We start from the raw sequence: 21,989 nt of genomic DNA, 5'->3' as shown, positions 1-21,989 counted from the left end.
CGCGGGCGGTGCGACGATTCGACAAGCCCGCTCACTACAGGCATTACCACTGGAAGAGCTCGCTTGCGTTACGTGTGCTCGCTTCAGCCAGAACCAGGGCACTGACGCCCATGCGTTCGGCCAGCGCGCTACAGATAGCCGGCAGATGCTCGGGGCTGTTGCGTTGGCCTGGGTACATGGCGGGCGCCATATCGGGGGAGTCGGTTTCCAGCACCACCGCGTCGAGCGGCAGTTGCGCCAGCACCTTGTGCATGCGCAGCGCCTGGGGCCAAGTGGCGGCGCCGCCCAGGCCCAGTTTGAAACCGAGCTTGATGTACTCGCGGGCTTCTTCGCGGCTGCCGGCAAACGCATGGATGATGCCGCCGCGGGGCAGGCGAATGCGCTTGAGGGTCGCGATGACCGCCGCGTGGCTGCGCCGCACATGCAGCAACGCCGGCAGCTGGAAATCCACCGCCAGCTTGAGCTGGGCTTCAAACAGGCTTTGCTGGCGTTCGCGGTCCGGTTGCTCGACAAAGTAATCCAGGCCAATTTCACCGACCGCACACAGTTGCCGATGGCCCTGCAGGCGAGTCAGCCAGTCGCCCAGTTCACTCAGGTCAGCAGGGCGATGCTCATCGAGGTACACCGGGTGCAGGCCAAAGGCGGCGAACAATCCCTCGTCCGCTTGCACCAGATCCCACAACCGCTGCCAGTTCCGCTGATACACCCCCAACACCACCATGCGCCGCACGCCCAACGCCCGGCTGTGGGCGAGGACTTCGCGGCGGTCGCTGTCGAAATCCGCGAAGTCCAGGTGGGTGTGAGTGTCGATCAGCTCCACGCTCAGGCCTCGTGAATACGCTGTTTGAAGGTGCGGCCGATGGCGTGTACGCCGGGTTGGTAGTGTTCTTCTTCGATAGCGGCCAGGGCCAGGCGCAGAGCAGTATCGGCAATCAACTGATGTTGCTGGGCCATGGCATTGACCGGCAGCGGCAGGAAATCCAGCAACTGGGTATCACCAAAGGTGCCCAGGCGCAGCGGGCGCGATTTGAGCGGGAAGTCATGCAGCGCATCGAATACGCCCTGCAACAGCACGTAGGAGGTGGTGACCAGCGCGTCAGGTAAATGCCCCAATTGATGCAGAAGCTGCTCCATCAATTGTCGGCCGCAGTCACGGCTGAAGGCTTCGCCGTGTTCGACGATCACCTCGCCGGTGAAGCCTTGGAGGGCTTCCCGGAAACCGGCGGCACGCGCCTGGCTGATGCTCAGCTCGGGCCGTGCGCCGATCAGCACGATCTGCTTGGGCAACGGCTGCAGCAGGCTGCTGGTCAATTGCTGGCACGCTTGGCGGTCGTCGCTGACCACCGAGCAAAAGTGATCCGACGCCATCTCCCGGTCGATCGCGATCACCGGCAAACCCTTGGCTTGCAGTTCGCGGTAACTGTCATCGCTGGCCGGAAGGCAACTGGCCACAAACAACGCATCGCAGCGCCGGGCGCGGAACAGTTGCAGCAATTGGCGCTCGCTGCCAGCGTCGTCATCGGAGCTTGCGATCAGCAACTGATAGCCGCGCGCCCTTGCGCCTTGCTCCAGGAGCTTGGCGATGCGTGCGTAACTGGGGTTTTCCAGGTCGGGCAGGATAAACCCCAAGGTGCGCGTGTGCCGGCTGCGCAGCCCTGCGGCCTGGGGGTTGGGGGTAAAGCCATGGGCTTGGACAACAGCGCGCACCCGTTCGACGGTGGCATTGCTGATGCGTTGCTGTTCGGCCTTGCCATTGATGACGTAGCTGGCGGTGGTCACGGACACACCGGCCAGGCGTGCGATATCACTGAGTTTCAAACCGGGATTTCCTTGTTTTCTGGCGCTCGCCCCGACATTTTGTCCAATCGTAACCGATTCCTGAACGCGACCCATGTCCTGGCTCAATCGCCGAGTGGTCCTTCAAGGATGCGCAATTAACGCGTAGTCTTCCATAAATTCTAGATTAAACGTTTCAGCCAGCGTATTTTTACGACGTTCGCGACTGAGTGGCTACTGCCCATTGACTGCTCAGTCAGTTATTTTGAACACCCCTTACACTGTTTGTTTAAAACAATACCTAGTGCACGACCGCACTAACTAGGAGAACGGCATGCTTGAGCTCACTGTAGAGCAGATTTCCATGGGCCAGGTGGCTGTGGATAAATCTGCTGCCTTGCACCTGCTCGCTGAAAAACTGGTGGCCGACGGCCTGGTCGCCGAGGGTTATCTGAGTGGTTTGCAAGCCCGTGAAGCCCAAGGCTCGACCTTTCTCGGCCAGGGTATCGCCATCCCCCACGGCACCCCCGAAACCCGCGACCAGGTGTTCTCCACCGGCGTGCGCCTGCTGCAGTTCCCCGAAGGGGTGGACTGGGGCGACGGCCAGATCGTATACCTGGCCATCGGCATTGCCGCCAAATCCGACGAACACCTGCGCCTGCTGCAACTGCTCACCCGTGCCCTCGGCGAAACCGACCTGGGCCAGGCGCTGCGCCGTGCCGGAACGGCCGAAGCCCTGCTGAAATTGCTGCAGGGCGCGCCGCAGGAACTGGCGCTGGATGCCCAGATGATCAGCCTGGGCGTGTCCGCCGATGACTTCGAAGAATTGGTATGGCGGGGCGCACGGCTGTTGCGCCAGGCCGATTGTGTAAGCAATGGTTTCGCCGCCGTGTTGCAGCAGGTCGACGCGCTGCCTCTGGGCGATGGCCTGTGGTGGTTGCACAGCGAGCAAACGGTCAAGCGTCCGGGTCTGGCGTTTGTCACCCCGGACAAGCCCATGCGTTACCTCGGCCAGCCGCTCAATGGCCTGTTCTGCCTGGCCAGCCTGGGTGAGGCCCACCAGACGCTGCTTGAGCGCCTGTGCGCCTTGCTGATTGAAGGTCGCGGCCAGGAACTCGGCCGCGCCACCAGCAGCCGCGCGGTGCTGGAAGTACTGGGCGGCGAATTGCCGCCGGATTGGCCCAGCGCACGCATCACCCTGGCCAACGCCCACGGCCTGCATGCGCGCCCGGCCAAGATCCTGGCGCAATTGGCGAAAAGCTTTGAAGGCGATATCCGCGTGCGCATCGTCGATGGCCCGGTGGGCGCGGTGTCGGTCAAAAGCCTGAGCAAGCTGTTGAGCCTCGGCGCGCGACGTGGCCAGGTGCTGGAGTTCGTCGCCGAGCCGACGATTGCCGATGACGCACTGCCCGCACTGCTGGCCGCGGTGCAAGAAGGCCTCGGCGAAGACGTCGAGCCGCTGCCGACCCTGAGCGAACAACCGCAAGTGCTCGATATCGAGCCGCTGCTCAGCGCGCCGCAGGCCGGCAGCCAGGTGCAGGCCATCGCCGCCGCACCGGGCATCGCCATCGGCCCAGCGCACATCCAGGTTCAGCACGTCTTCGAATACCCGCTGCGCGGCGAGTCCTCGGCGATCGAACGCCAGCGCCTGCAAAGCGCCCTGGCCGAGGTGCGCCGTGATATCCAGGGCCTGATCGAACGCAACCCCGCCAAGGCCATCCGCGAGATTTTCATCACCCACCAGGAAATGCTCGACGACCCGGAACTCACCGATGAAGTCGACACCCGCCTCAAGCAGGGCGAGAGCGCGCAAGCGGCGTGGATGAGCGTGATCGAAGCGGCCGCCAAGCAGCAGGAGTCGCTGCAGGATGCCTTGCTCGCCGAGCGCGCCGCCGACCTGCGGGACATCGGCCGCCGGGTGCTGGCGCAACTGTGCGGCGTCGAAACCGCCCCGGAACCCGGCGAGCCTTACATCCTGGTCATGGATGAAGTCGGCCCGTCCGATGTTGCGCGGCTTGATCCCGCGCGCGTCGCCGGCATCCTCACCGCCCGTGGTGGCGCTACCGCCCACAGTGCCATTGTCGCCCGTGCCCTTGGCATCCCGGCCCTGGTCGGCGCCGGCCCGGCGGTCTTGCTGCTGGCCTCGGGCACGCCACTGCTGCTCGACGGCCAGCGCGGCCGCCTGCATGTGGCCCCCGACGCCGCCACCCTGCAACGCGCCACGGTGGAGCGCGATACCCGCGAGCAACGCCTGCAAGCCGCCGCCCGGCAGCGCCATGAACCGGCGCTGACCCGTGACGGCCACGCCGTGGAAGTGTTCGCCAACATCGGTGAAAGCGCCGGTGTCGCCGGCGCAGTGGAGCAGGGTGCCGAAGGCATCGGCTTGCTGCGCACCGAACTGATTTTCATGGCTCACCCGCAAGCGCCGGACGAAGCCACCCAGGAAGCCGAGTACCGCCGCGTTCTCGACGGCTTGGCCGGTCGCCCGCTGGTGGTGCGCACCCTCGATGTAGGCGGTGACAAACCGCTGCCTTACTGGCCGATTGCCGAGGAGGAAAACCCCTTCCTTGGCGTGCGCGGCATTCGCCTCACCTTGCAGCGCCCGCAGATCATGGAAGCGCAATTGCGCGCACTGCTGCGTTCGGCGGACAACCGCCCGCTGCGCATCATGTTCCCCATGGTTGGCAGCGTCGATGAATGGCGTGCGGCCCGCGACATGACCGAGCGCCTGCGCCTGGAAATCCCGGTGGCGGACCTGCAGCTGGGCATCATGATCGAGGTGCCGTCGGCCGCCTTGCTTGCGCCGGTGCTGGCCAAGGAGGTGGACTTCTTCAGCGTCGGCACCAACGACCTGACGCAGTACACCCTGGCTATCGACCGTGGTCACCCGACCTTGTCCGCGCAAGCGGATGGCTTGCACCCGGCGGTCCTGCAACTGATCGACATCACCGTGCGCGCCGCCCATGCCCATGGCAAATGGGTCGGCGTGTGCGGGGAGTTGGCGGCGGACCCGCTGGCGGTGCCGGTGCTGATCGGCCTGGGTGTGGATGAGTTGAGCGTGTCGGCCCGCAGCATTCCCGAAGTGAAGGCGCGCGTGCGCGAATTCAGTCTGAGCCAGGCCCAGGGCCTGGCGCAAAAAGCACTCGCGGTGGGCTCGCCCGCCGAAGTGCGTGCCTTAGTGGAGGCCGTGTAAATGGCACATATTCTGACCCTGACGCTGAACCCGGCGTTGGACCTGACCGTGCGCCTGCCGCGCCTGGAGCCGGGTGCAGTCAACCGCAGCGAAACCCTGCTGACCCATGCCGCCGGCAAAGGCGTGAATGTGGCGCAGGTGTTGGCGGACCTCGGTCATCACCTGAGCGTCGGCGGTTTTCTCGGTGCAGCGAACCCCGAGGCGTTCGACGCGCTGATTGCCAGCCGCGGCTTTGGCGACGCGTTCATTCGCGTGCCCGGCGAAACCCGCAGCAATATCAAGATTGCCGAACAGGATGGCCAGGTCACCGACATCAATGCCCCGGGGCCGCTGGTGAGTGAGCAGGCACAAAAGGACTTGCTCAACATGATCGCGATCATCGGCCCCGGGTTCGACGCGGTGGTGGTCGCCGGTAGCTTGCCGCGCGGCGTCAGCCCGCAATGGTTTCAAGCAATGCTGCAACAGTTGAAAGACCTCGGCTTGAAAGTCGCCTTGGACACCAGCGGCGAAGCCTTGCGCGCGGGTCTGCAGGCCGGCCCGTGGCTGGTCAAACCCAACACCGAAGAGCTGGCCGAAGTCCTTGGTAATCCCACCGATGCAATCAATCAACTGCATCAACAGGGCGTGGAGCATGTGGTGGTTTCCGACGGTGCGGCGGGCGTGACCTGGTACAGCTCGGGTGCAACGCTGCACGCCACGCCGCCAACGGTGGAGGTGGCCAGTACCGTAGGCGCCGGCGACTCGCTGCTGGCCGGGATGCTGCACGGTTTGCTCAGTGGCGATACACCGGAGCACACCTTGCGCCGCGCCACGGCGATTGCCGCGATGGCGGTGACGCAGATCGGCTTTGGTATCAGTGATGACGCGCAATTGGCGCGTCTGGAAAGCGGCGTCCAAATACGCACGCTCACAGAACAATAAGAGGGTTTGTGATGAAGTTAGCCATTGTTACCGCCTGCCCGAACGGCATGGTCACCAGTGTGCTGTGCGCCCGCTTGTTGGACGCCGCCGCACAGCGCATGGGCCTGCACACCAGTGTTGAAGTGGTGGACGTGCAGCGCCCGGAACGCCAGTTGTCCCAGGCCACCCTCGACGACGCCGAATGGGTGCTGCTGGTCAGCAGCACGCCGGTGGATATGCAGCGGTTTGTCGGCAAGCGCGTGTTCCAGATTACCCCGGCCCAGGCGTTGGCGGATGTTGACGCGGTGTTGCGTCGCGGCGCCGAGGAGGCGCAGGTGTATGTCGCACCGCAGGAGGCGGCCAAACAGGCGCCACGTATCGTTGCGATTACCGCGTGCCCCACCGGCGTGGCCCACACCTTCATGGCCGCCGAAGCCTTGCAACAGACGGCCAAGCGCTTGGGCTACGACTTGCAGGTCGAGACCCAGGGTTCTGTGGGCGCGCGCACGCCGCTGAGCCCGCAGGCCATCGCCGACGCTGACGTGGTGTTGCTGGCGGCCGATATCGAAGTCGCCACCGAGCGCTTTGCCGGCAAGAAGATCTACCGCTGCGGCACCGGCATCGCCCTCAAGCAATCCGAAGCCACGCTCAACAAAGCCCTCGCCGAAGGTGCGGTGGAGAGCGCAGCCGGCGGTGCGGTGGCCAAAAAAGAAAAGACCGGCGTGTACAAGCATTTGCTTACGGGCGTGTCGTTCATGTTGCCGATGGTGGTGGCGGGCGGGTTGTTGATTGCCTTGTCGTTCGTGTTCGGCATTCATGCGTTTGAACAGGAAGGCACCCTGGCGGCGGCGCTGAAAACCGTGGGTGACCGTGCATTCATGTTGATGGTGCCATTGCTGGCGGGCTACATCGCCTACTCGATTGCCGACCGGCCCGGCATTGCGCCCGGCATGATCGGCGGCTTGCTGGCCGGCACCTTGGGCGCGGGGTTTATTGGCGGGATCTTCGCCGGTTTCCTCGCCGGCTACTGCGTCAAGCTGATCACGCGCGCGGTGAAGTTGCCCCAGAGCCTGGAGGCGCTCAAGCCGATCCTGATCATCCCGTTGCTGGCGAGCCTGTTCACGGGCCTGGCGATGATCTATCTGGTGGGCCCGCCTGTGGCGCGCATGCTTACCGGCCTCACCGACTTCCTTGCCACCATGGGCACCACCAACGCAGTGCTGCTGGGTGTTCTGTTGGGCGGCATGATGTGTGTCGACCTGGGCGGGCCGATCAACAAGGCGGCGTATGCGTTTTCCGTCGGGTTGCTGGCGGCGTCCAGTGGCGCGCCGATGGCGGCGACCATGGCGGCCGGCATGGTGCCGCCGATTGGCATGGGCATCGCCACGTTCCTGGCGCGACGCAAGTTCGCCCAGACTGAGCGTGAGGCGGGCAAGGCGGCGATGATCCTCGGCATGTGCTTTATCTCCGAGGGCGCGATTCCGTTTGCCGCCAAGGACCCATTGCGCGTGATCCCGGCCAGCATTGCCGGCGGCGCCTTGACCGGTGCCCTGTCGATGTACTTCGGCTGCAAACTGGCGGCGCCCCATGGCGGCTTGTTTGTACTGGTGATTCCGAATGCGATGAACCACGCGTTGCTGTATCTGCTGGCGATTGTCGCCGGCAGCCTGCTGACCGGGCTGGTGTATGCGCTGATCAAGCGGCCGGAAGCGGTGGAGCTGGCGGTTACACCCGCGTAAAACTGTGGGAGCTGGCTTGCCTGCGATAGCGGTGGGTCAGCTTGCACATTTGTGACTGATACACCGCTATCGCAGCATGGGTATCTACACATTTTTGTAGTGAGCGGGCTTGTCCCGCGCTGGGCTGTGAAGCGGCCCCAAACCAGGCGAATTGGGTTTGTCTGAAACCGCGCGGCGTCTTTATTGGGGCGGCTTCGCCACCCAGCGCGGGACAAGCCCGCTCACTACAGGGAAATTTGTCAGCCTTTGAAAGTTGTGTAGATACCTATGGCTATCGCAGGCAAGCCAGCTCCCACAGGGCGGTGTCATCTCTGCTTCATTCACCCGTGCTTAAGTTGCTCTTTTGATGACTCAAGAGGGCACCCGCATGAGCCACTTCGATCTTGGCCGCCGCCGCGTGATACAAGCCGTCGGTGCCGGTCTGTTGCTGCCGGGCCTGGCCCCGGCGGTGATCGCTTCGGTCAAGGACCGGCCGCAACTCACCGACGGCGTGCAGTCCGGTGACCTGCTCGGCGACCGCGCCATGATCTGGAGCCGCAGCGACCGCCCGGCGCGCATGGTGGTGGAGTGGGACACCCGCAGCGTGTTCAGCAACCCACGCCGGTTCATCTCACCCCTGGCCGACAATCGCAGCGACTTTACCGCCCGCGTCGAACTCACCGGACTGCCCACCGACCAGGCGATTTTCTACCGCGTGCACTTCGAAGATGCCCAGACCGGCATCCCCAGCGAACCCTGGTTCGGCCACTTGCGCAGCGTGCCGCAACAGCGTCGCGACATCCGTTTTGTGTGGAGCGGCGACACGGTCGGCCAAGGCTTCGGCATCAACCCGGACATCGGCGGCATGCGCATCTACGAAGCCATGCGCCTGCGCCTGCCGGACTTCTTTATCCACAGCGGCGACACCATCTACGCCGACGGCCCGGTGCCGGCGCAACTGGCCACCGAAGGCGGGCGCATCTGGCGCAATATCACCACCGAGGCCAAGAGCAAAGTCGCGCAAACCCTCGACGATTATCGCGGCAATTACCGCTACAACCTGATGGATGAAAACGTGCGCAGGTTCAACGCCGAGGTGCCGCAGATCTGGCAGTGGGACGACCACGAAGTGGTGAACAACTGGTCGCCGAGCAAGCCGCTCGATGAGCGCTACCAGGTCAAGGACATCAACACCTTGGTGGGCCGCGCGCGCCAGGCCTGGCTGGAATATTCACCGATGCGCCGACAGGCCGCCGACGGGGGCGGGCGGATTTATCGCAAGCTCGGGTATGGTCCATTGCTGGATGTGTTCGTGCTCGACATGCGCAGCTATCGCGGGCCCAACGACGACAACCTGGGCGCTGAAAAACCCTTTCTCGGTCGCGAACAACTCGACTGGCTCAAGCGCGAACTCAAAGCGTCCCAGGCGCAGTGGAAAGTCATTGCCGCTGATATGCCCATTGGCCTTGGCGTGCCCGACGGCGAAGTGAGCCCCGGCGTGCCGCGCTGGGAGGCCATCGCCAATAACGACCCGGGTGCGCCGCAAGGCCGCGAGGTGGAAATCGCCGAGTTACTGGGGTTTCTAAGGGCCCAACAGGTACGCAACCATGTGTGGCTGACGGCGGATGTGCACTACTGCGCGGCGCATCATTACCACCCGGACCGCGCGGCGTTCCAGGATTTCGAGCCGTTCTGGGAATTTGTCGCCGGGCCGCTGAACGCGGGGAGTTTCGGGCCCAACCCGTTGGACAAAACTTTTGGGCCGCAAGTGGTGTTTGAAAAAGCGCCGCCGGCGCAGAACACTTCACCATTTGCAGGATTCCAGTTTTTTGGCGAGGTGCAGATTGATGGGCAGACGGCGGAGTTGACCGTGATTTTGCGGGACTTGGATGGCGTCTCGGTGTTCGAGCAAAAGCTGCAACCCGCCTGAGTTAGAATGCGATCAAAAACTGTGGGAGCTGGCTTGCCTGCGATAGCGGTGGGTCAGCTTGCAGATGTGTTGCTGATACACCGCTATCGCAGGCAAGCCAGCTCCCACAGTTTGATCTTCAGTGTCTGTGAGGGATCAGTACACATCCCGACGATAGCGCCCCTGTTCGATCAACCGCTCCACGGCCTCGCTCCCCACTATATCCACCAGCGCCTGATCCACCCCGGCCGCCATCCCCTGCAAACTCCCGCACACGTAAATCGCCGCGCCTTCGTTGAGCCACTTGCGCAACACCTCGGCGGATTCGCGCAGGCGGTCCTGCACGTAGATTTTCTCCGCCTGATCGCGGGAAAACGCCAGGTCCAGCAACGCCAGGTCACCGCTGGCCAGCCAGCCTTGCAGCTCGTCCTGGCACAGGAAGTCATGGGCGATATTGCGTTCGCCAAACAGCAGCCAGTTGCGCTGCTGGCCGTCGGCAATGCGTGCCTTGAGCAAACTGCGCAGGCCGGCCAGGCCGGTGCCGTTGCCCACCAGGACCAGCGGCACCGGTGCGTCCGGCAGGTGGAAGCCACTGTTGCGGCGCAGGCGCAGGCTGATGCTCGAACCCAGGGCGGCGTGCTCGGTGAGCCAGCCGCTGGCCAGACCCAGGTTGCCGTCGGGGTGGCGTTCCTGGCGCACGATCAGTTCCAGCACACCTTCGCTTGCAATCGAGGCGATGGAGTATTCGCGCATGCCCAGAGGCACCAGTGCATTGACCAGAGCCTGGGCGTGCAGGCCCACCAGATGGGCGCGGTTGTCCGGCAGTTGGCGCGTGGCCAGGGCCTGGTTGAGCGTCTGTGGCATGTCGTCGATCAGTACGCCGTCGCTGCCGGCCAGGCCCAGGCCTTCGAGGAAGTGCTCGATGGCCCGGGAGCAATTGCGTGGCAGCACTTCCACCAGGTCGCCGGCTTGCCAACGGTGTGGCGATGGCGAGCTGAGGCCGAGCAGATAGACCTGCGAGCCGCTGCTACCGGGGTTGAGCAGGCGGCGTTGGCTCAGTGTCCAGTTTTCATACTGTGCAAGCGGCCAGGCCGTTGCGGGCGCGTGGCCGGTCAGTTGCCCGAGCTGCTGTTGCCAGTGCAGCAGCGCCGTGGTGTCGCCGCTGTCGACTTCGACAGGGGCGAACAACGGGTTGCCCCCTTGGTTGGTCAACCAGAAATGCAGGCGCCGGGCAAAGCCACAGAAGTGTTCGTATTGGCGATCGCCCAGGGCCAGCACCGAGTAGTTCAGGCCCTTGAGCGACAGGTCCTGCCCGAGCACGCTGCGCTCGAAACCACGGGCGTTGTCCGGGGCTTCGCCGTCGCCGAAGGTACTGACCACAAACAGCGCATTTTCCGACTGGCGCAGGTCGTCCTGGCTGACGCTGCCCAAAGGCTGCACCTTCACCGGCAAACCGGCCGCCTGCAATTGGCCGGCGGTCTGCCAGGCCAGTTGTTCGGCGAAACCGCTTTGGCTGGCAAAGCCGATCAGCCAGGCCGGGGCGTCGCTGGTATGGGGCGCTAGGCCTTTACGCGCATCACGCACCTGGCGTTTTTTGCGCCGACGGTCCAGGTACAGCAGCCAGCCGGTGATGAAGAACAAGGGCATCAGCACCGAGCTGAGCGTGAGGATGATCCGCCCCGCGAGGCCAAAGTAACTGCCAGTGTGCAGCGCGTACACGCTGGTCAGCAGCCGAGAACCGAGTGACTTGCCGGCATACCTGTCGTGGGCAGTGACCTCGCCGGTGGCCGGATCCAGGTTGATCTGGTTCACGGCGCGATCATGGGGCGAATCTTTCAGCAGGTAGTAAACCGTGGCCGGTTGCCCGGCGACGGCTGGCATGCGGATGTTATAGGCGCTCAAGCCTGGGCCGGCGTTGCTGTAGATGCTGCTCCAGATCGCGTCGTAGTTGGCCACTTGCGCCGCGCCCTCTGGCGTCGGGCCGCGCTTGCGCACCCGTTCGTTCTGTGGCGCGTCGGAGAGCAATCGGATCAGGCCCTGGCTGTACCAATCGTAGGACCAGGTCAGGCCGGTCAGTGCCGACAGCAGGTAGGCCAGCAGGCACCAGGTGCCGAACACCGAGTGCAGGTCCCAGTTGAAGCTGCGGCCCTTCTTACGCCAGTCCACGGCCAACCAGGCTCGCCAACTCGCCACTTGGCGTGGCCAGCGCAGGTACAAGCCGGACAGACAGAAAAACACCAGGATCAGCGTGCAGGCGCCGGTGATCTGCCGGCCGGTTTCGCCCATGACCAGAAAACGGTGAAACTGCAGAATAAACTCGAACAGGTCCTGGCCGACGACATCGCCCACGAAGTTGCCGGTGTAGGGGTCGAAGTAGCGCAACTGGGCGCGCGGCTCACCCGCCGGTGAGGTGAAGAGCACCCGCGCGGCGTTGCCGCTTTCGCTTTCCACCCAGAGCCGTGAGACGGTCTGGCCTGCGCTGGCCTCCAGCTTGCGCACCAGTTCGGCGGGCGGCAGTACCCCGGCTTCGCGTTTCTCCACGGTCAGCACGCTCGGGTTCAGCGCCCGCAGTATTTCATCCTGAAACGAGACCGCAGCCCCGGTGATCCCCATCAAGGCCAGCACCAGCCCGGCGGTAATGCCGAAGAACCAGTGCAACTGGAACAGGGTTTTCTTCAACACGTCTGACGGCCTCGTCTATCTGAATATGTAGGACAGGGCGCGCATTATGCCGTGCCTTGTCGAGAAACATTCCTTTTAAGCACAAAAAAGCCCACGACAGGTCGTGGGCTTTTGCTTGCCGCTGCGTTTATACGTAAAACGATTTCAATGGCGGAAAGCCATTGAACTCAACCGCGCTGTAGCTGGTGGTGTACGCGCCGGTCGACAGCCAGTACAAGCGGTCACCGATCGCCAGGTTCAGCGGCAGGCCGTACTTGTAGTTTTCATACATGATGTCGGCGCTGTCACAGGTGGGGCCGGCGATGACCACTTCTTCCATCTCGCCCTTCTTCTCGGTCCAGATCGGGAACTTGATGGCTTCGTCCATGGTTTCGATCAGGCCGGAGAACTTGCCCACGTCCGTGTATACCCAGCGCTCGACGGCGGTACGCGATTTGCGCGCCACCAACACCACTTCGCTGACCAGGATGCCGGCGTTGGCGATCAACGAACGGCCCGGCTCCAGGATGATTTCCGGCAGGTCATCGCCGAAGTCTTCCTTGAGGAAACGGATGATCTCTTGGGCGTAGGTTTCCAGGCTGTTGGTGCGGGTGATGTAGTTGGCCGGGAAGCCGCCGCCCATGTTGATCAGCTTGAGGTGGATGTTGTCCTCCTCCTTCAGGCGTTCGAAGATCACTTTGACCTTGGCGATCGCCGCGTCCCACACGCTGATGTCGCGCTGTTGCGAACCGACGTGGAACGAGATGCCGTACGGCACCAGGCCCAGGTCACGGGCCAGGATCAGCAGGTCCATGGCCATGTCGGTCTGGCAGCCGAACTTGCGCGACAGCGGCCAGTCAGCCGTGGTCGAGCCTTCGGTGAGGATGCGCACGTACACTTTCGAACCCGGCGCGGCCTTGGCGATGTTGCGCAGGTCGGCTTCGGAGTCGGTGGAGAACAGGCGCACGCCTTTCTCGTAGAAGTAGCGGATGTCCTTGGATTTCTTGATGGTGTTGCCGTAGCTGATACGGTCGGCGCTGACGCCGCGGTCCATGACCTTGTCCAGCTCGTAGATCGAGGCGATGTCGAAGCTCGAACCCTTGTCTTTCAACAGGTCGATGATCTCGACGGCAGGGTTGGCCTTGACCGCGTAATAGACTTTGGCGAATTCGAAACCGGCGCGCAGGTCATCGTAGGCCTGGCTGATCATCGCGGTGTCGATCACCACGAACGGGGTTTCTTGCTTGTCGGCGAACGCCTTCATTTTGTCAAAGGTGGCGCGCGCGAAATAATCTTCGACGTTGATCGACATGCTGGAGACTCCTAGGGGCAAACTGAAATTAGCAATGGGTGCAAATGAACGTCCTCCGTATCCCCACTTTGGTTCGCCTACTTCCCAAGGCATGTCGCCGAAAGCAAAAAGGCCATGGGAATGGATGCTTCCCTTGGCCTTGCTGTCTCGTCGTCAGTACTTGAGCCGGATGGATCGTTTCCAGCATGGACGTTCGGCGCGAACTTTAGGGCTTGATGGGCGTGGGATCAACAAAAAATGTCGCGTTTTTGCACGCGTTCGTCGCGCGACCGCGTGCAGCTACTTATGTAACCGACCGGTGTGACGGAATGATGTTCCCCGCAGGTGGGGAATTGAAGGTATTTCTGGATACACCGCAGGTCCAAATGTGGGAGCGGGCTTGCTCGCGAAAGCGGTGTACCAGTCAGCGAAATATTGACTGATGCACCGCTTTCGCGAGCAAGCCCGCTCCCACAGTTTCAACCGAGTTGTGTCAGATCAGGCCTGTGCGGTTTCGGCCGGCGAAACGATACTGGTCTTGCCGCCGCGCGACTTACCCGAACTCAGGTACTCGGCAATCGACTCCTGGGTCACTTCACCCAAAAACACCCGCTCCGCATCCATCACCGGCAACCACGAACGGTTGAACTCATACATGCGCGACAGCAGGATGCGCAAATGCTCGTCATACGCCGCCGTGGCGTTGAACTCGCGCAGGTACTGGCCGCAGGTACCGGTCTGACGGTGCAGGTCGCGCCGGCGTACATAACCCAGTGCCTTATTTTCGGCACAGGTGACCACCACGTAGCGACGGTCCAGTTCGTCCATCAGTTCCAGCGCTTCGGCCACCGGGGTTTCCGGGCTCACCGACGGCGCGTTGTCCGCCGCATCCTCGGCCTTCACCAGCAGCAGGCGCTTTAGGGTGCTGTCCTGGCCCACGAAGTTGCTGACGAACTCATCGGCCGGATGCGCCAACAGGGTGTCCGGATGATCGATCTGCAGCAGCTTGCCGGCGCGGAAGATCGCGATCTTGTCACCCAGCTTGATAGCTTCGTCGATGTCGTGGCTGACCATGATCACGGTCTTGTTCAGCGCGCGTTGCATCTCGAAGAACTCGTTCTGGATCATCTCGCGGTTGATCGGGTCGACCGCGCCGAACGGTTCGTCCATCAGCAATAACGGCGCATCCGCCGCCAGCGCACGGATCACGCCGATGCGCTGTTGCTGGCCGCCGGACAGTTCGCGCGGATAGCGGTGCAGGTACTGTTTGGGTTCCAGCTTGATCATGCTCATCAACTCGCGGGCGCGGTCGTGGCATTTCTGCTTGTCCCAGCCCAGCAGCTTGGGCACGACCACGATGTTTTCCTCGATGGTCATGTTGGGGAACAGGCCGATCTGCTGGATCACATAGCCGATGTTGCGACGCAGGGTCACTTCGTCGAGGTCGGTGGTGTCTTCGCCGTTGATCAGGATCTTGCCCGAGGTCGGCTTGATCAGGCGGTTGATCATCTTCAGCGTGGTGCTTTTGCCGCAGCCCGAAGGCCCCAGGAATACGCAAATTTCGCCTTCGTTGACGGTCAGGCTTACGTCGTTGACGGCGGACACAGTCTTGCCGTTGCTTTGAAACGTCTTGGTCAGGTTTTGAAGTTCGATCATTTGAGCAATCCTTTTGGAGTCAGCGAGCGTTGCAGCCATTGCAAGAGCAGGTCGGCGAAGATGGCCAGGAGACTGACCAGCACGGCGCCAACGATCAGCATCGACATGTCGCTGCGGCTGATGGAAGCCAGAATAAGTACACCCAGGCCACCGGCACCGATGGTGGCGGCGATGGTCATCACACCAATGTTCATCACCACGGCGGTGCGCACACCGGCCAGGATTACCGGCACGGCAATCGGCAGCTCGACCATGCGCAGGCGCTGGCCGAAGGTCATGCCGATGCCTTTGGCGGCTTCGCGAATACCCGGCTCCACGCCGGTGAGGGCCAGGTAGGTGTTACGCATGATCGGCAACAGGGAGTAGAGGAACACGGCGGTGATCGCCGGCATCGGCCCCAGGCCCTGGCCGAATTTGGAGTAGAACGGCAACAGCAGGCCGAACAGGGCGATGGACGGCACGGTCAGCAGCACCGTTGCGCTGGCTTGCAGCGGGCCGGCCAAGGTCGGGAAGCGGGTCATCAAGACGCCCAGGGGCACGCCTACGACGATTGCCAAGATGACTGCAATGCCGACCAGCGTAATGTGCTGCCAGGTCAGGTGCAGGACTTGGGCCCAATCAAGATGGGAAAAGGCGTTCAGAAATTCCATGTCTTCTCCTCTTATTGATTGATCGGATGCTGGCGCAGGAAATCGGCGGCAACAGCGGACGGGCTTTCATGGTTGACGTCGACCCGCGCATTCAGCTCGCGCATGGTGTTGTCGTCGAACAGGTCGGCCAGCGGCTTGAGTTCAGCCGCCAGTTGCGGATGCTGGTCGAGATACGCCTGGCGAATCACCGGCGCGGCGGTGTAGTCCGGGAAGTAGTGCTTGTCGTCTTCCAGCAGCTTGAGTTTGAAGGCATTCAGGCGACCGTCGGTGGTGTAGACCAGGCCGGCAAACACCTGGCCATTACGCAGCGCGGTGTAGACCAGCCCCGCGTCCATCTGCCGGGTGTTTTTGCGGGTCAGGTTCATGTCGTACAGCTTGACCATGCCGCCCATGCCGTCGGAACGGTTGGCGAACTCGGTGTCCAGGGCGACCAGGCGCGTGCCCTTGGTTTTTTCCGCCAGGGCCTGGGTCAGGTCGCTGATGCTGTTGATGTGCGGAAATTCCTTGGCCACGTTGTCGGGCAAGGCCAGGGCGTAGGTGTTGCTGAAACGCGACGGCGAGAGCCAGACCAGGCCTTTTTTCGCATCGAGTTCTTTCACCCGTGCGTAGGACTGTTCGCTGTCGAGTTTCTCGTCGATATGGTTGTAGGCCACCAGGGAAACCCCGGTGTATTCCCACAGCAGGTCCAATTGCCCGCTTTCCTGGGCGCTGCGCGCCAGGTTGCTGCCCAGGCCGCCGGTTATCTGGGCGTCATAGCCCTTGGTGCGCAGGTACTGGGACGTGATCTCGGCCAGCAGGGTCTGTTCGGTGAACACCCGCGCGCCGATGCGGATCACCGGTTTTTCAGCGGCCTGCGCGATGCCTGCAAACAGCAGGACGCAGCTCAGTATCAATGTCAGCTTTTTCATACGTATTCCTTTGCCAAGCCTCAAGACGCACGCAACCCGCGTTCCAGCCAGAGGCGGCTGGCCAGGGTCACCAGGCCGTCCAGCAGCAATGCCAGCAGTGCGGTGCACGCGGCGCCGAGCAGCAATTGCGGCTGATTGTTCAGGGCGATGCCGGGGAAGATCAGGCTGCCCAGGCTGTTGGCGCCAATCAGGAACGCCAGCGGTGCGGTACCGACGTTGATCGCCAGGGCCACGCGCACACCACCGATGATGATCGGCACGGCGTTGGGCAATTCCACGCGCAACAGCACCTGACGCGGCGTCATGCCGATGCCGGTGGCGGCTTCTTTCAGGGAACCCTGGACGTTTTTCAGGCCTTCGTAGGTGTTACGCACGATGGGCAGCAGGGAAGCGAGGAACAGCGCGAAGATCGCCGGGCCGCTGCCGATGCCGAGGACACCGAGGGCGATGGCCAGTACGGCCAGGGGAGGAATCGTGTTGCCGATGTTGAAGATCTGCATGAAGCGTTCTGCGCGCCCGACCATGTTCGGTCGGCTGAGCAGGATACCGGCGGGGATGCCCACAACGAGGGCCGCCAGCATGGAGACAAGAACCAGGATCAGATGAGCTTGCAGGTAGAACACTAAATCGTCGCGGTACAGTTCGATCGTGTTGATGCCGATCCAGTGGACCAGCAGGGCCAGGAGCGCGACGACAACCGCGCCTCCCATAAGCCCTTTGCCATAGCGAATAGCCACAGGCGGACTCCTTTTTTCTTCTGTCGACGAACACATTCCCGCGTGGCATGCCATGGCTGGCTGTCAGCGGAATGTGGTCGCGAAATGCAGCTCGCCAATGCCGTCAAAAGCGGCATGAGTTCGAGCCATAAGCGCTGCCCCGTCAGGCTAACTTGCTGATTTTTCAGCCCCTGGCACGAGTGCGTTGGCAGGGGAATGGACGTCTCCACCTTTTAAAAGGTTCCACACTTGGCCGCATTTAGCCACCCCCAACCGGGTGAACGGTGGTCCGGCGCGCCCGGTTTGCGCTATACTCGCCGCCCTTTTTTGACTCACCTGCCAGGCGATTTCCCATGACCCACCAGGCCGCCGAAGTCGCGAAACGCCGCACTTTCGCCATTATTTCCCACCCCGATGCCGGTAAAACCACCATCACCGAAAAGCTGTTGCTGATGGGCAAGGCGATCGCAGTGGCCGGCACGGTGAAATCGCGCAAATCCGACCGCCATGCCACCTCCGACTGGATGGAAATGGAAAAACAACGGGGTATTTCCATTACCACGTCGGTCATGCAGTTCCCGTATCGCGACCACATGGTCAACCTGCTCGACACCCCAGGCCACGAAGACTTCTCCGAAGACACCTACCGCACCCTCACCGCGGTGGACTCGGCGCTGATGGTTCTGGACGGCGGTAAAGGCGTCGAGCCACGCACCATCGCATTGATGGACGTGTGCCGGCTGCGTGACACGCCGATCGTCAGCTTCATCAACAAACTCGACCGCGACATCCGCGACCCGATCGAGCTGCTGGATGAAATCGAAGCCGTCCTGAAGATCAAGGCCGCGCCGATCACCTGGCCGATCGGTTGCTACCGCGACTTCAAAGGCGTGTACCACCTGGCCGACGACTACATCATTGTCTACACCGCCGGCCACGGGCATGAGCGCACCGATGTGAAAATCATCGAAAAGCTCGACTCCGACGAAGCCCGCGCCCACCTGGGTGACGAGTACGACCGCTTCGTCGACCAGTTGGAACTGGTGCAGGGTGCCTGCCATGAATTCAACCAGCAGGAGTTCCTCGACGGCCAGTTGACCCCGGTGTTCTTCGGCACTGCCTTGGGCAACTTCGGCGTCGACCACGTGCTCGACGCCGTGGTGGATTGGGCACCCAAACCCTTGGCGCGTGTGGCCAACGAGCGCACCGTCGAGCCGGTTGAAGAGAAGTTCACCGGCTTCGTGTTCAAGATCCAGGCGAACATGGACCCCAAGCACCGCGACCGTATCGCCTTCATGCGCATCTGCTCCGGCCGCTACGAAAAAGGCATGAAGATGCGCCACGTGCGCACCGGCAAGGACGTGCGCATCGGCGACGCCCTGACCTTCTTCTCCTCCGAGCGTGAACAGCTCGAAGAGGCCTACGCCGGCGACATCATCGGCCTGCACAACCACGGCACCATTCAGATCGGCGACACCTTCACCGAAGGCGAAGCGCTGGGCTTCACCGGTATCCCGCACTTCGCCCCGGAACTGTTCCGCCGCGTACGCCTGCGCGACCCGCTCAAGTCCAAGCAACTGCGCCAAGGCCTGCAGCAACTGGCGGAAGAGGGCGCCACCCAGGTGTTCTTCCCCGAGCGCAGCAACGACATCATCCTCGGCGCCGTCGGTGTGCTGCAGTTCGACGTGGTCGCCAGCCGTTTGAAAGAGGAATACAAGGTCGAATGCTCCTACGAGCCCATCACCGTGTATTCCGCACGCTGGATCGACTGCAGCGATAAGAAGAAGCTCGAAGAGTTCTCCAACAAGGCCGTGGAAAACCTGGCGATCGACGGCGGTGGGCACTTGACGTACCTGGCGCCGACGCGGGTCAACCTTGCATTGATGGAAGAGCGTTGGCCGGATGTGAAATTCCGCGCGACGCGTGAGCACCATTAAGCGCTGAGCGCTAGAAACAAGGGCGAAGCTGTGATGGCTTCGCCCTTTTTTTTGGCTGGCGCAAATCAAAAATGTGGGAGCGGGCTTGCTCGCGAAGGCGGTGCGTCATTCACCAGATGTACTGCCTGATCCACTGCTTTCGCGAGCAAGCCCGCTCCCGCATGTTGATCTTCATTCGTCATGGCACTGGCGAGAACTTGACATCCGGTCTAGCGTTTCTCATTCCGATGACAGAATAGGGGAACACCGTGCCTAGTGTTGAGCGCTTTATCTTTCTGGTATTGCTCGCCGCCCTGGGGTTCTCGAGCGCCCCAGCGCATGCAGGCGCGGGAACGCCCCAATGGAAAGACACCGGCCCGGTCACCAAGAAAAAGCAACAAGAGGTCAACTCCGGCAGCTGGCAACCCCAGGCCCAGCCCGCGCCCAAGGAAGACGCGGAAAACCCCTACAACGAAGGGGAAGACAGCGAAACCTATGATGACGGCGATACTTGATCCCTAGCGTAAACCCGGCGTTCCACACGTTGCCCCGGAATAGTTCCGGGGCGTATGCCTGCGCGTCCTGCGAACATCCAAGCAACGGTGTCACTACTTACGAATTCGAGGTCCACTTTTCGTCTGAGTTGATCAACGTGTACGCGCCCGGAGCGTTGAAACGATAAGTAAAAGTTGGAAGGGCCTATTCAACAAGGCCGTGAAAAACCAAGTCCTGATGGATGAGCTTTGACCGATTGGAGGCTAAATAATCCTCCAAGCCTGTTAGATGAAATTATTTATCCCTGTGATAACGCCTCTTAGACAATGTCTTCGAAGTAGGGCGAGTCTTCGATATGCCCTTTGGAACGTCCTTGGCTGGGGTGGACCGCGACAGATATCGTACAGGCAGCCCAGGACCGAATTAATCAAGTGACTTCGTTTGCGGCTGTTAAACGTATCGAAAAGTCTTTGGGTTCTGCGGCAGAATAATGGTTGTCCACTCGAAAAAAGCGGAGGCGCTGGAGGTGCTGTTAAAGACCGTGTACTGATGGCTTTTCATGTTGATATTGTTTGCGGTGAGCCGAAATGCCGAATCTAACAAAATACCCTATTAGATTCGGCATTTGCCGATCAGAGATGATGTGCTCATTGAGTACTGCTGAATTTACAGAAGGTCCGCGAAGTAATTACTTGTCAGGATATGTCCAGTTGACAGCCCGTTGTCTGGCACAAAACTAGGGCCATGGGCGGCAGTGAAATGGGTGTTTTGGGTATTAAGACATATTTCTCGTTCACCATTTATGTCGGTGCTCATTGTATAGGTTGTGCCTCGCATCACTGTATAGGCGCCGAACGAAGCTTTGATGGTTGACAACCGTTGATCCAGCTCCGCTTTTGTCATCATGAGCTTTTTGTCTAAAGACACGCCCCAGCGCGTTAAACACACCTCAGCGTAGTGACGCACGATATCGCCAGGTTCAAAGAATGTCTTGGGACCACTCACGCCGTTTGCTGCGGCATTACCGACTAATGTTGCATGCCGCCCAGCCATGGGGTAGATGTGCATTTTAGTGGTGGAGCTTGCGCCAGGAACCACGCAAGCAAAACCTAACGAGCGTTCATCTCTCGCATAAAAGCCGACATACTCTTTGACATTGTCGTGGATCACCGTTCTGTTGTTTTGTTGATTCAGCAAGCCAGGCACGGGGTCAATAGCGAAGATGTTAACCGGAATGTGCTGGAGTTGACTGTCCGCGAACATGGCGTTTGCAAGCATCGTGCAGCTGATACCGCCTCTGCTCCAACCTATCAAGTTAACCTGCGTCGGAATGACACCCCCTGTTCGGAATGTTTTGATGATCTGTTCTTGTAAGGCTTGTTGTGTGACGTGGCGAGAGCCATAGTTATATTTTCGCCAGAGCCAACTGCCTTCAGTTGTAACGTCCTCGATCGGCACTCCAGCATTCTTCAGTTGAGTGTAGTCTGCCTCTGTCAATGTCGTTCTCTGCCAGTCAAACGTTCCTTTCATGATGTTTGTTGCATGTTTAACATTCTCGTCCCATCCTAGACCAAATGCCTGTCCCGTAATTTTGCTATGGTTGCCTGAGTCCGTAAAAAGTTCGTCACTCTGCAGATTCCCACTGCCGGGTCCATTTATGATGATCCAGTCCGCGAACTCTCTGCCTTGGTTGTTTTGAGCCAGTGTAGATACAAGCTCACCGTTCCAATAGGCCGCTTTTGTGTCGTCGTACTTTGTCGAACTCGTGCCGCAAAAGTACACAGTAAAAATGGTCATTTTGAAATTCCTCGCCGTTAATCTAGGAAGTGCTCTGATAGTTGATCAGTAGCGAGGGCTGTGGAGTACTGTTATAAATGACAGTTTTTTAGATTTTTTTAGAATTATAAAAGTTGACGATAGCGTTTTTTAAAAAGTACACAGCGGCATCTTATATTCGCGTCAGTTAAGTCTGCCTATCGCACGATTCTTGGTCATCCCAAGTTCTGCTGTTTCTGAAAAATCAAAATGTGGGTAAATCACGATCGCCGACAAGTCAGTTCATCGATCATACGGGCCATGAGTCGACAGCGAAACCTACGACGACGGCGACACCTGATCCCTGGCGCAAACCCGGCGATCAGGACCAGGGCGGCAGCGAGGGTGACGACGACTCCACCACAGACGGCCCCGACAGCGATGA

General features: G+C 61.2%; 15 protein-coding genes. 6 read left to right on the top strand and 9 right to left on the bottom strand.

Features of this window, described 5'->3' with window-relative positions; genetic code table 11:
* Window positions 1-43 precede the first annotated feature (43 nt).
* Together KVG91_RS01455 and cra are read right to left on the bottom strand one after the other, a co-directional pair.
* A complete protein-coding gene (locus KVG91_RS01455; protein ID WP_169378803.1) occupies window positions 44-820 on the bottom strand; it encodes a TatD family hydrolase in 777 nt (258 codons plus the stop codon).
* A gap of 2 nt (window positions 821-822) precedes the next feature.
* Window positions 823-1,818 carry a catabolite repressor/activator gene (gene cra, locus KVG91_RS01450; protein WP_169378802.1) on the bottom strand — a complete coding sequence of 332 codons (996 nt, stop codon included), beginning with the start codon at window positions 1,816-1,818 and terminating at the stop codon, window positions 823-825.
* Window positions 1,819-2,110: 292 nt separating this feature from the next.
* Between cra and ptsP the strand changes: the two genes are divergently transcribed.
* The 4 genes from ptsP (at window position 2,111) to KVG91_RS01430 (ending at window position 9,517) form a co-directional block, all read left to right on the top strand.
* Window positions 2,111-4,969 carry a phosphoenolpyruvate--protein phosphotransferase gene (gene ptsP / locus KVG91_RS01445; RefSeq protein WP_169378801.1) on the top strand — a complete coding sequence of 953 codons (2,859 nt, stop codon included), beginning with the start codon at window positions 2,111-2,113 and terminating at the stop codon, window positions 4,967-4,969.
* Window positions 4,970-5,890, top strand: coding sequence for a 1-phosphofructokinase (gene pfkB, locus KVG91_RS01440; protein WP_169378800.1), 921 nt, complete (start codon window positions 4,970-4,972; stop codon window positions 5,888-5,890).
* 11 nt (window positions 5,891-5,901) lie between these two features.
* Window positions 5,902-7,608, top strand: coding sequence for a PTS fructose-like transporter subunit IIB (locus KVG91_RS01435; protein ID WP_169378799.1), 1,707 nt, complete (start codon window positions 5,902-5,904; stop codon window positions 7,606-7,608).
* A 367-nt stretch (window positions 7,609-7,975) separates the two neighbouring features.
* On the top strand, window positions 7,976-9,517 hold the full coding sequence (locus KVG91_RS01430) for an alkaline phosphatase D family protein (protein WP_169374492.1): 1,542 nt from the start codon (window positions 7,976-7,978) through the stop codon (window positions 9,515-9,517).
* A 135-nt stretch (window positions 9,518-9,652) separates the two neighbouring features.
* Here the strand turns inward: KVG91_RS01430 and KVG91_RS01425 are convergent, their stop codons facing one another.
* The 6 genes from KVG91_RS01425 to KVG91_RS01400 form a co-directional block, all read right to left on the bottom strand.
* On the bottom strand, window positions 9,653-12,178 hold the full coding sequence (locus KVG91_RS01425) for a PepSY domain-containing protein (protein ID WP_169374493.1): 2,526 nt from the start codon (window positions 12,176-12,178) through the stop codon (window positions 9,653-9,655).
* Window positions 12,179-12,305: 127 nt separating this feature from the next.
* On the bottom strand, window positions 12,306-13,469 hold the full coding sequence (locus tag KVG91_RS01420; protein WP_049710035.1) for a type III PLP-dependent enzyme: 1,164 nt from the start codon (window positions 13,467-13,469) through the stop codon (window positions 12,306-12,308).
* A gap of 477 nt (window positions 13,470-13,946) precedes the next feature.
* On the bottom strand, window positions 13,947-15,104 hold the full coding sequence (locus tag KVG91_RS01415) for an osmoprotectant ABC transporter ATP-binding protein OsmV (RefSeq protein WP_076951124.1): 1,158 nt from the start codon (window positions 15,102-15,104) through the stop codon (window positions 13,947-13,949).
* Window positions 15,101-15,754, bottom strand: a complete 654-nt coding sequence (locus tag KVG91_RS01410) for an ABC transporter permease (RefSeq protein WP_027604864.1) — start codon at window positions 15,752-15,754, stop codon at window positions 15,101-15,103. The genes KVG91_RS01415 and KVG91_RS01410 overlap by 4 nt, the downstream gene beginning before the upstream one ends.
* An 11-nt stretch (window positions 15,755-15,765) precedes the next feature.
* The gene (locus tag KVG91_RS01405) at window positions 15,766-16,662 is read right to left on the bottom strand and encodes a glycine betaine ABC transporter substrate-binding protein (protein WP_169374494.1); all 897 of its coding nucleotides are present in this window, start codon (window positions 16,660-16,662) and stop codon (window positions 15,766-15,768) included.
* Window positions 16,663-16,682: 20 nt separating this feature from the next.
* Window positions 16,683-17,435, bottom strand: coding sequence for an ABC transporter permease (locus KVG91_RS01400; RefSeq protein ID WP_370879572.1), 753 nt, complete (start codon window positions 17,433-17,435; stop codon window positions 16,683-16,685).
* Between the two features lie 296 nt (window positions 17,436-17,731).
* Here KVG91_RS01400 and KVG91_RS01395 point away from each other — a divergent pair, with 296 nt between their 5' ends.
* Window positions 17,732-19,315, top strand: coding sequence for a peptide chain release factor 3 (locus tag KVG91_RS01395; RefSeq protein WP_049710031.1), 1,584 nt, complete (start codon window positions 17,732-17,734; stop codon window positions 19,313-19,315).
* A gap of 248 nt (window positions 19,316-19,563) precedes the next feature.
* On the top strand, window positions 19,564-19,809 hold the full coding sequence (locus KVG91_RS01390) for a hypothetical protein (protein ID WP_169374495.1): 246 nt from the start codon (window positions 19,564-19,566) through the stop codon (window positions 19,807-19,809).
* A gap of 646 nt (window positions 19,810-20,455) precedes the next feature.
* On the opposite strand, the gene KVG91_RS01385 is transcribed toward KVG91_RS01390, so the two are convergent.
* Complete coding sequence (locus tag KVG91_RS01385) at window positions 20,456-21,586, bottom strand: hypothetical protein (RefSeq protein ID WP_169374496.1); 1,131 nt, start codon at window positions 21,584-21,586, stop codon at window positions 20,456-20,458.
* Window positions 21,587-21,989 lie beyond the last annotated feature (403 nt).

It is taken from the genome of Pseudomonas azadiae (genome assembly GCF_019145355.1).
Lineage (GTDB): Bacteria > Pseudomonadota > Gammaproteobacteria > Pseudomonadales > Pseudomonadaceae > Aquipseudomonas > Aquipseudomonas azadiae.
This window is presented reverse-complemented; position numbering and strand designations above follow the sequence as displayed.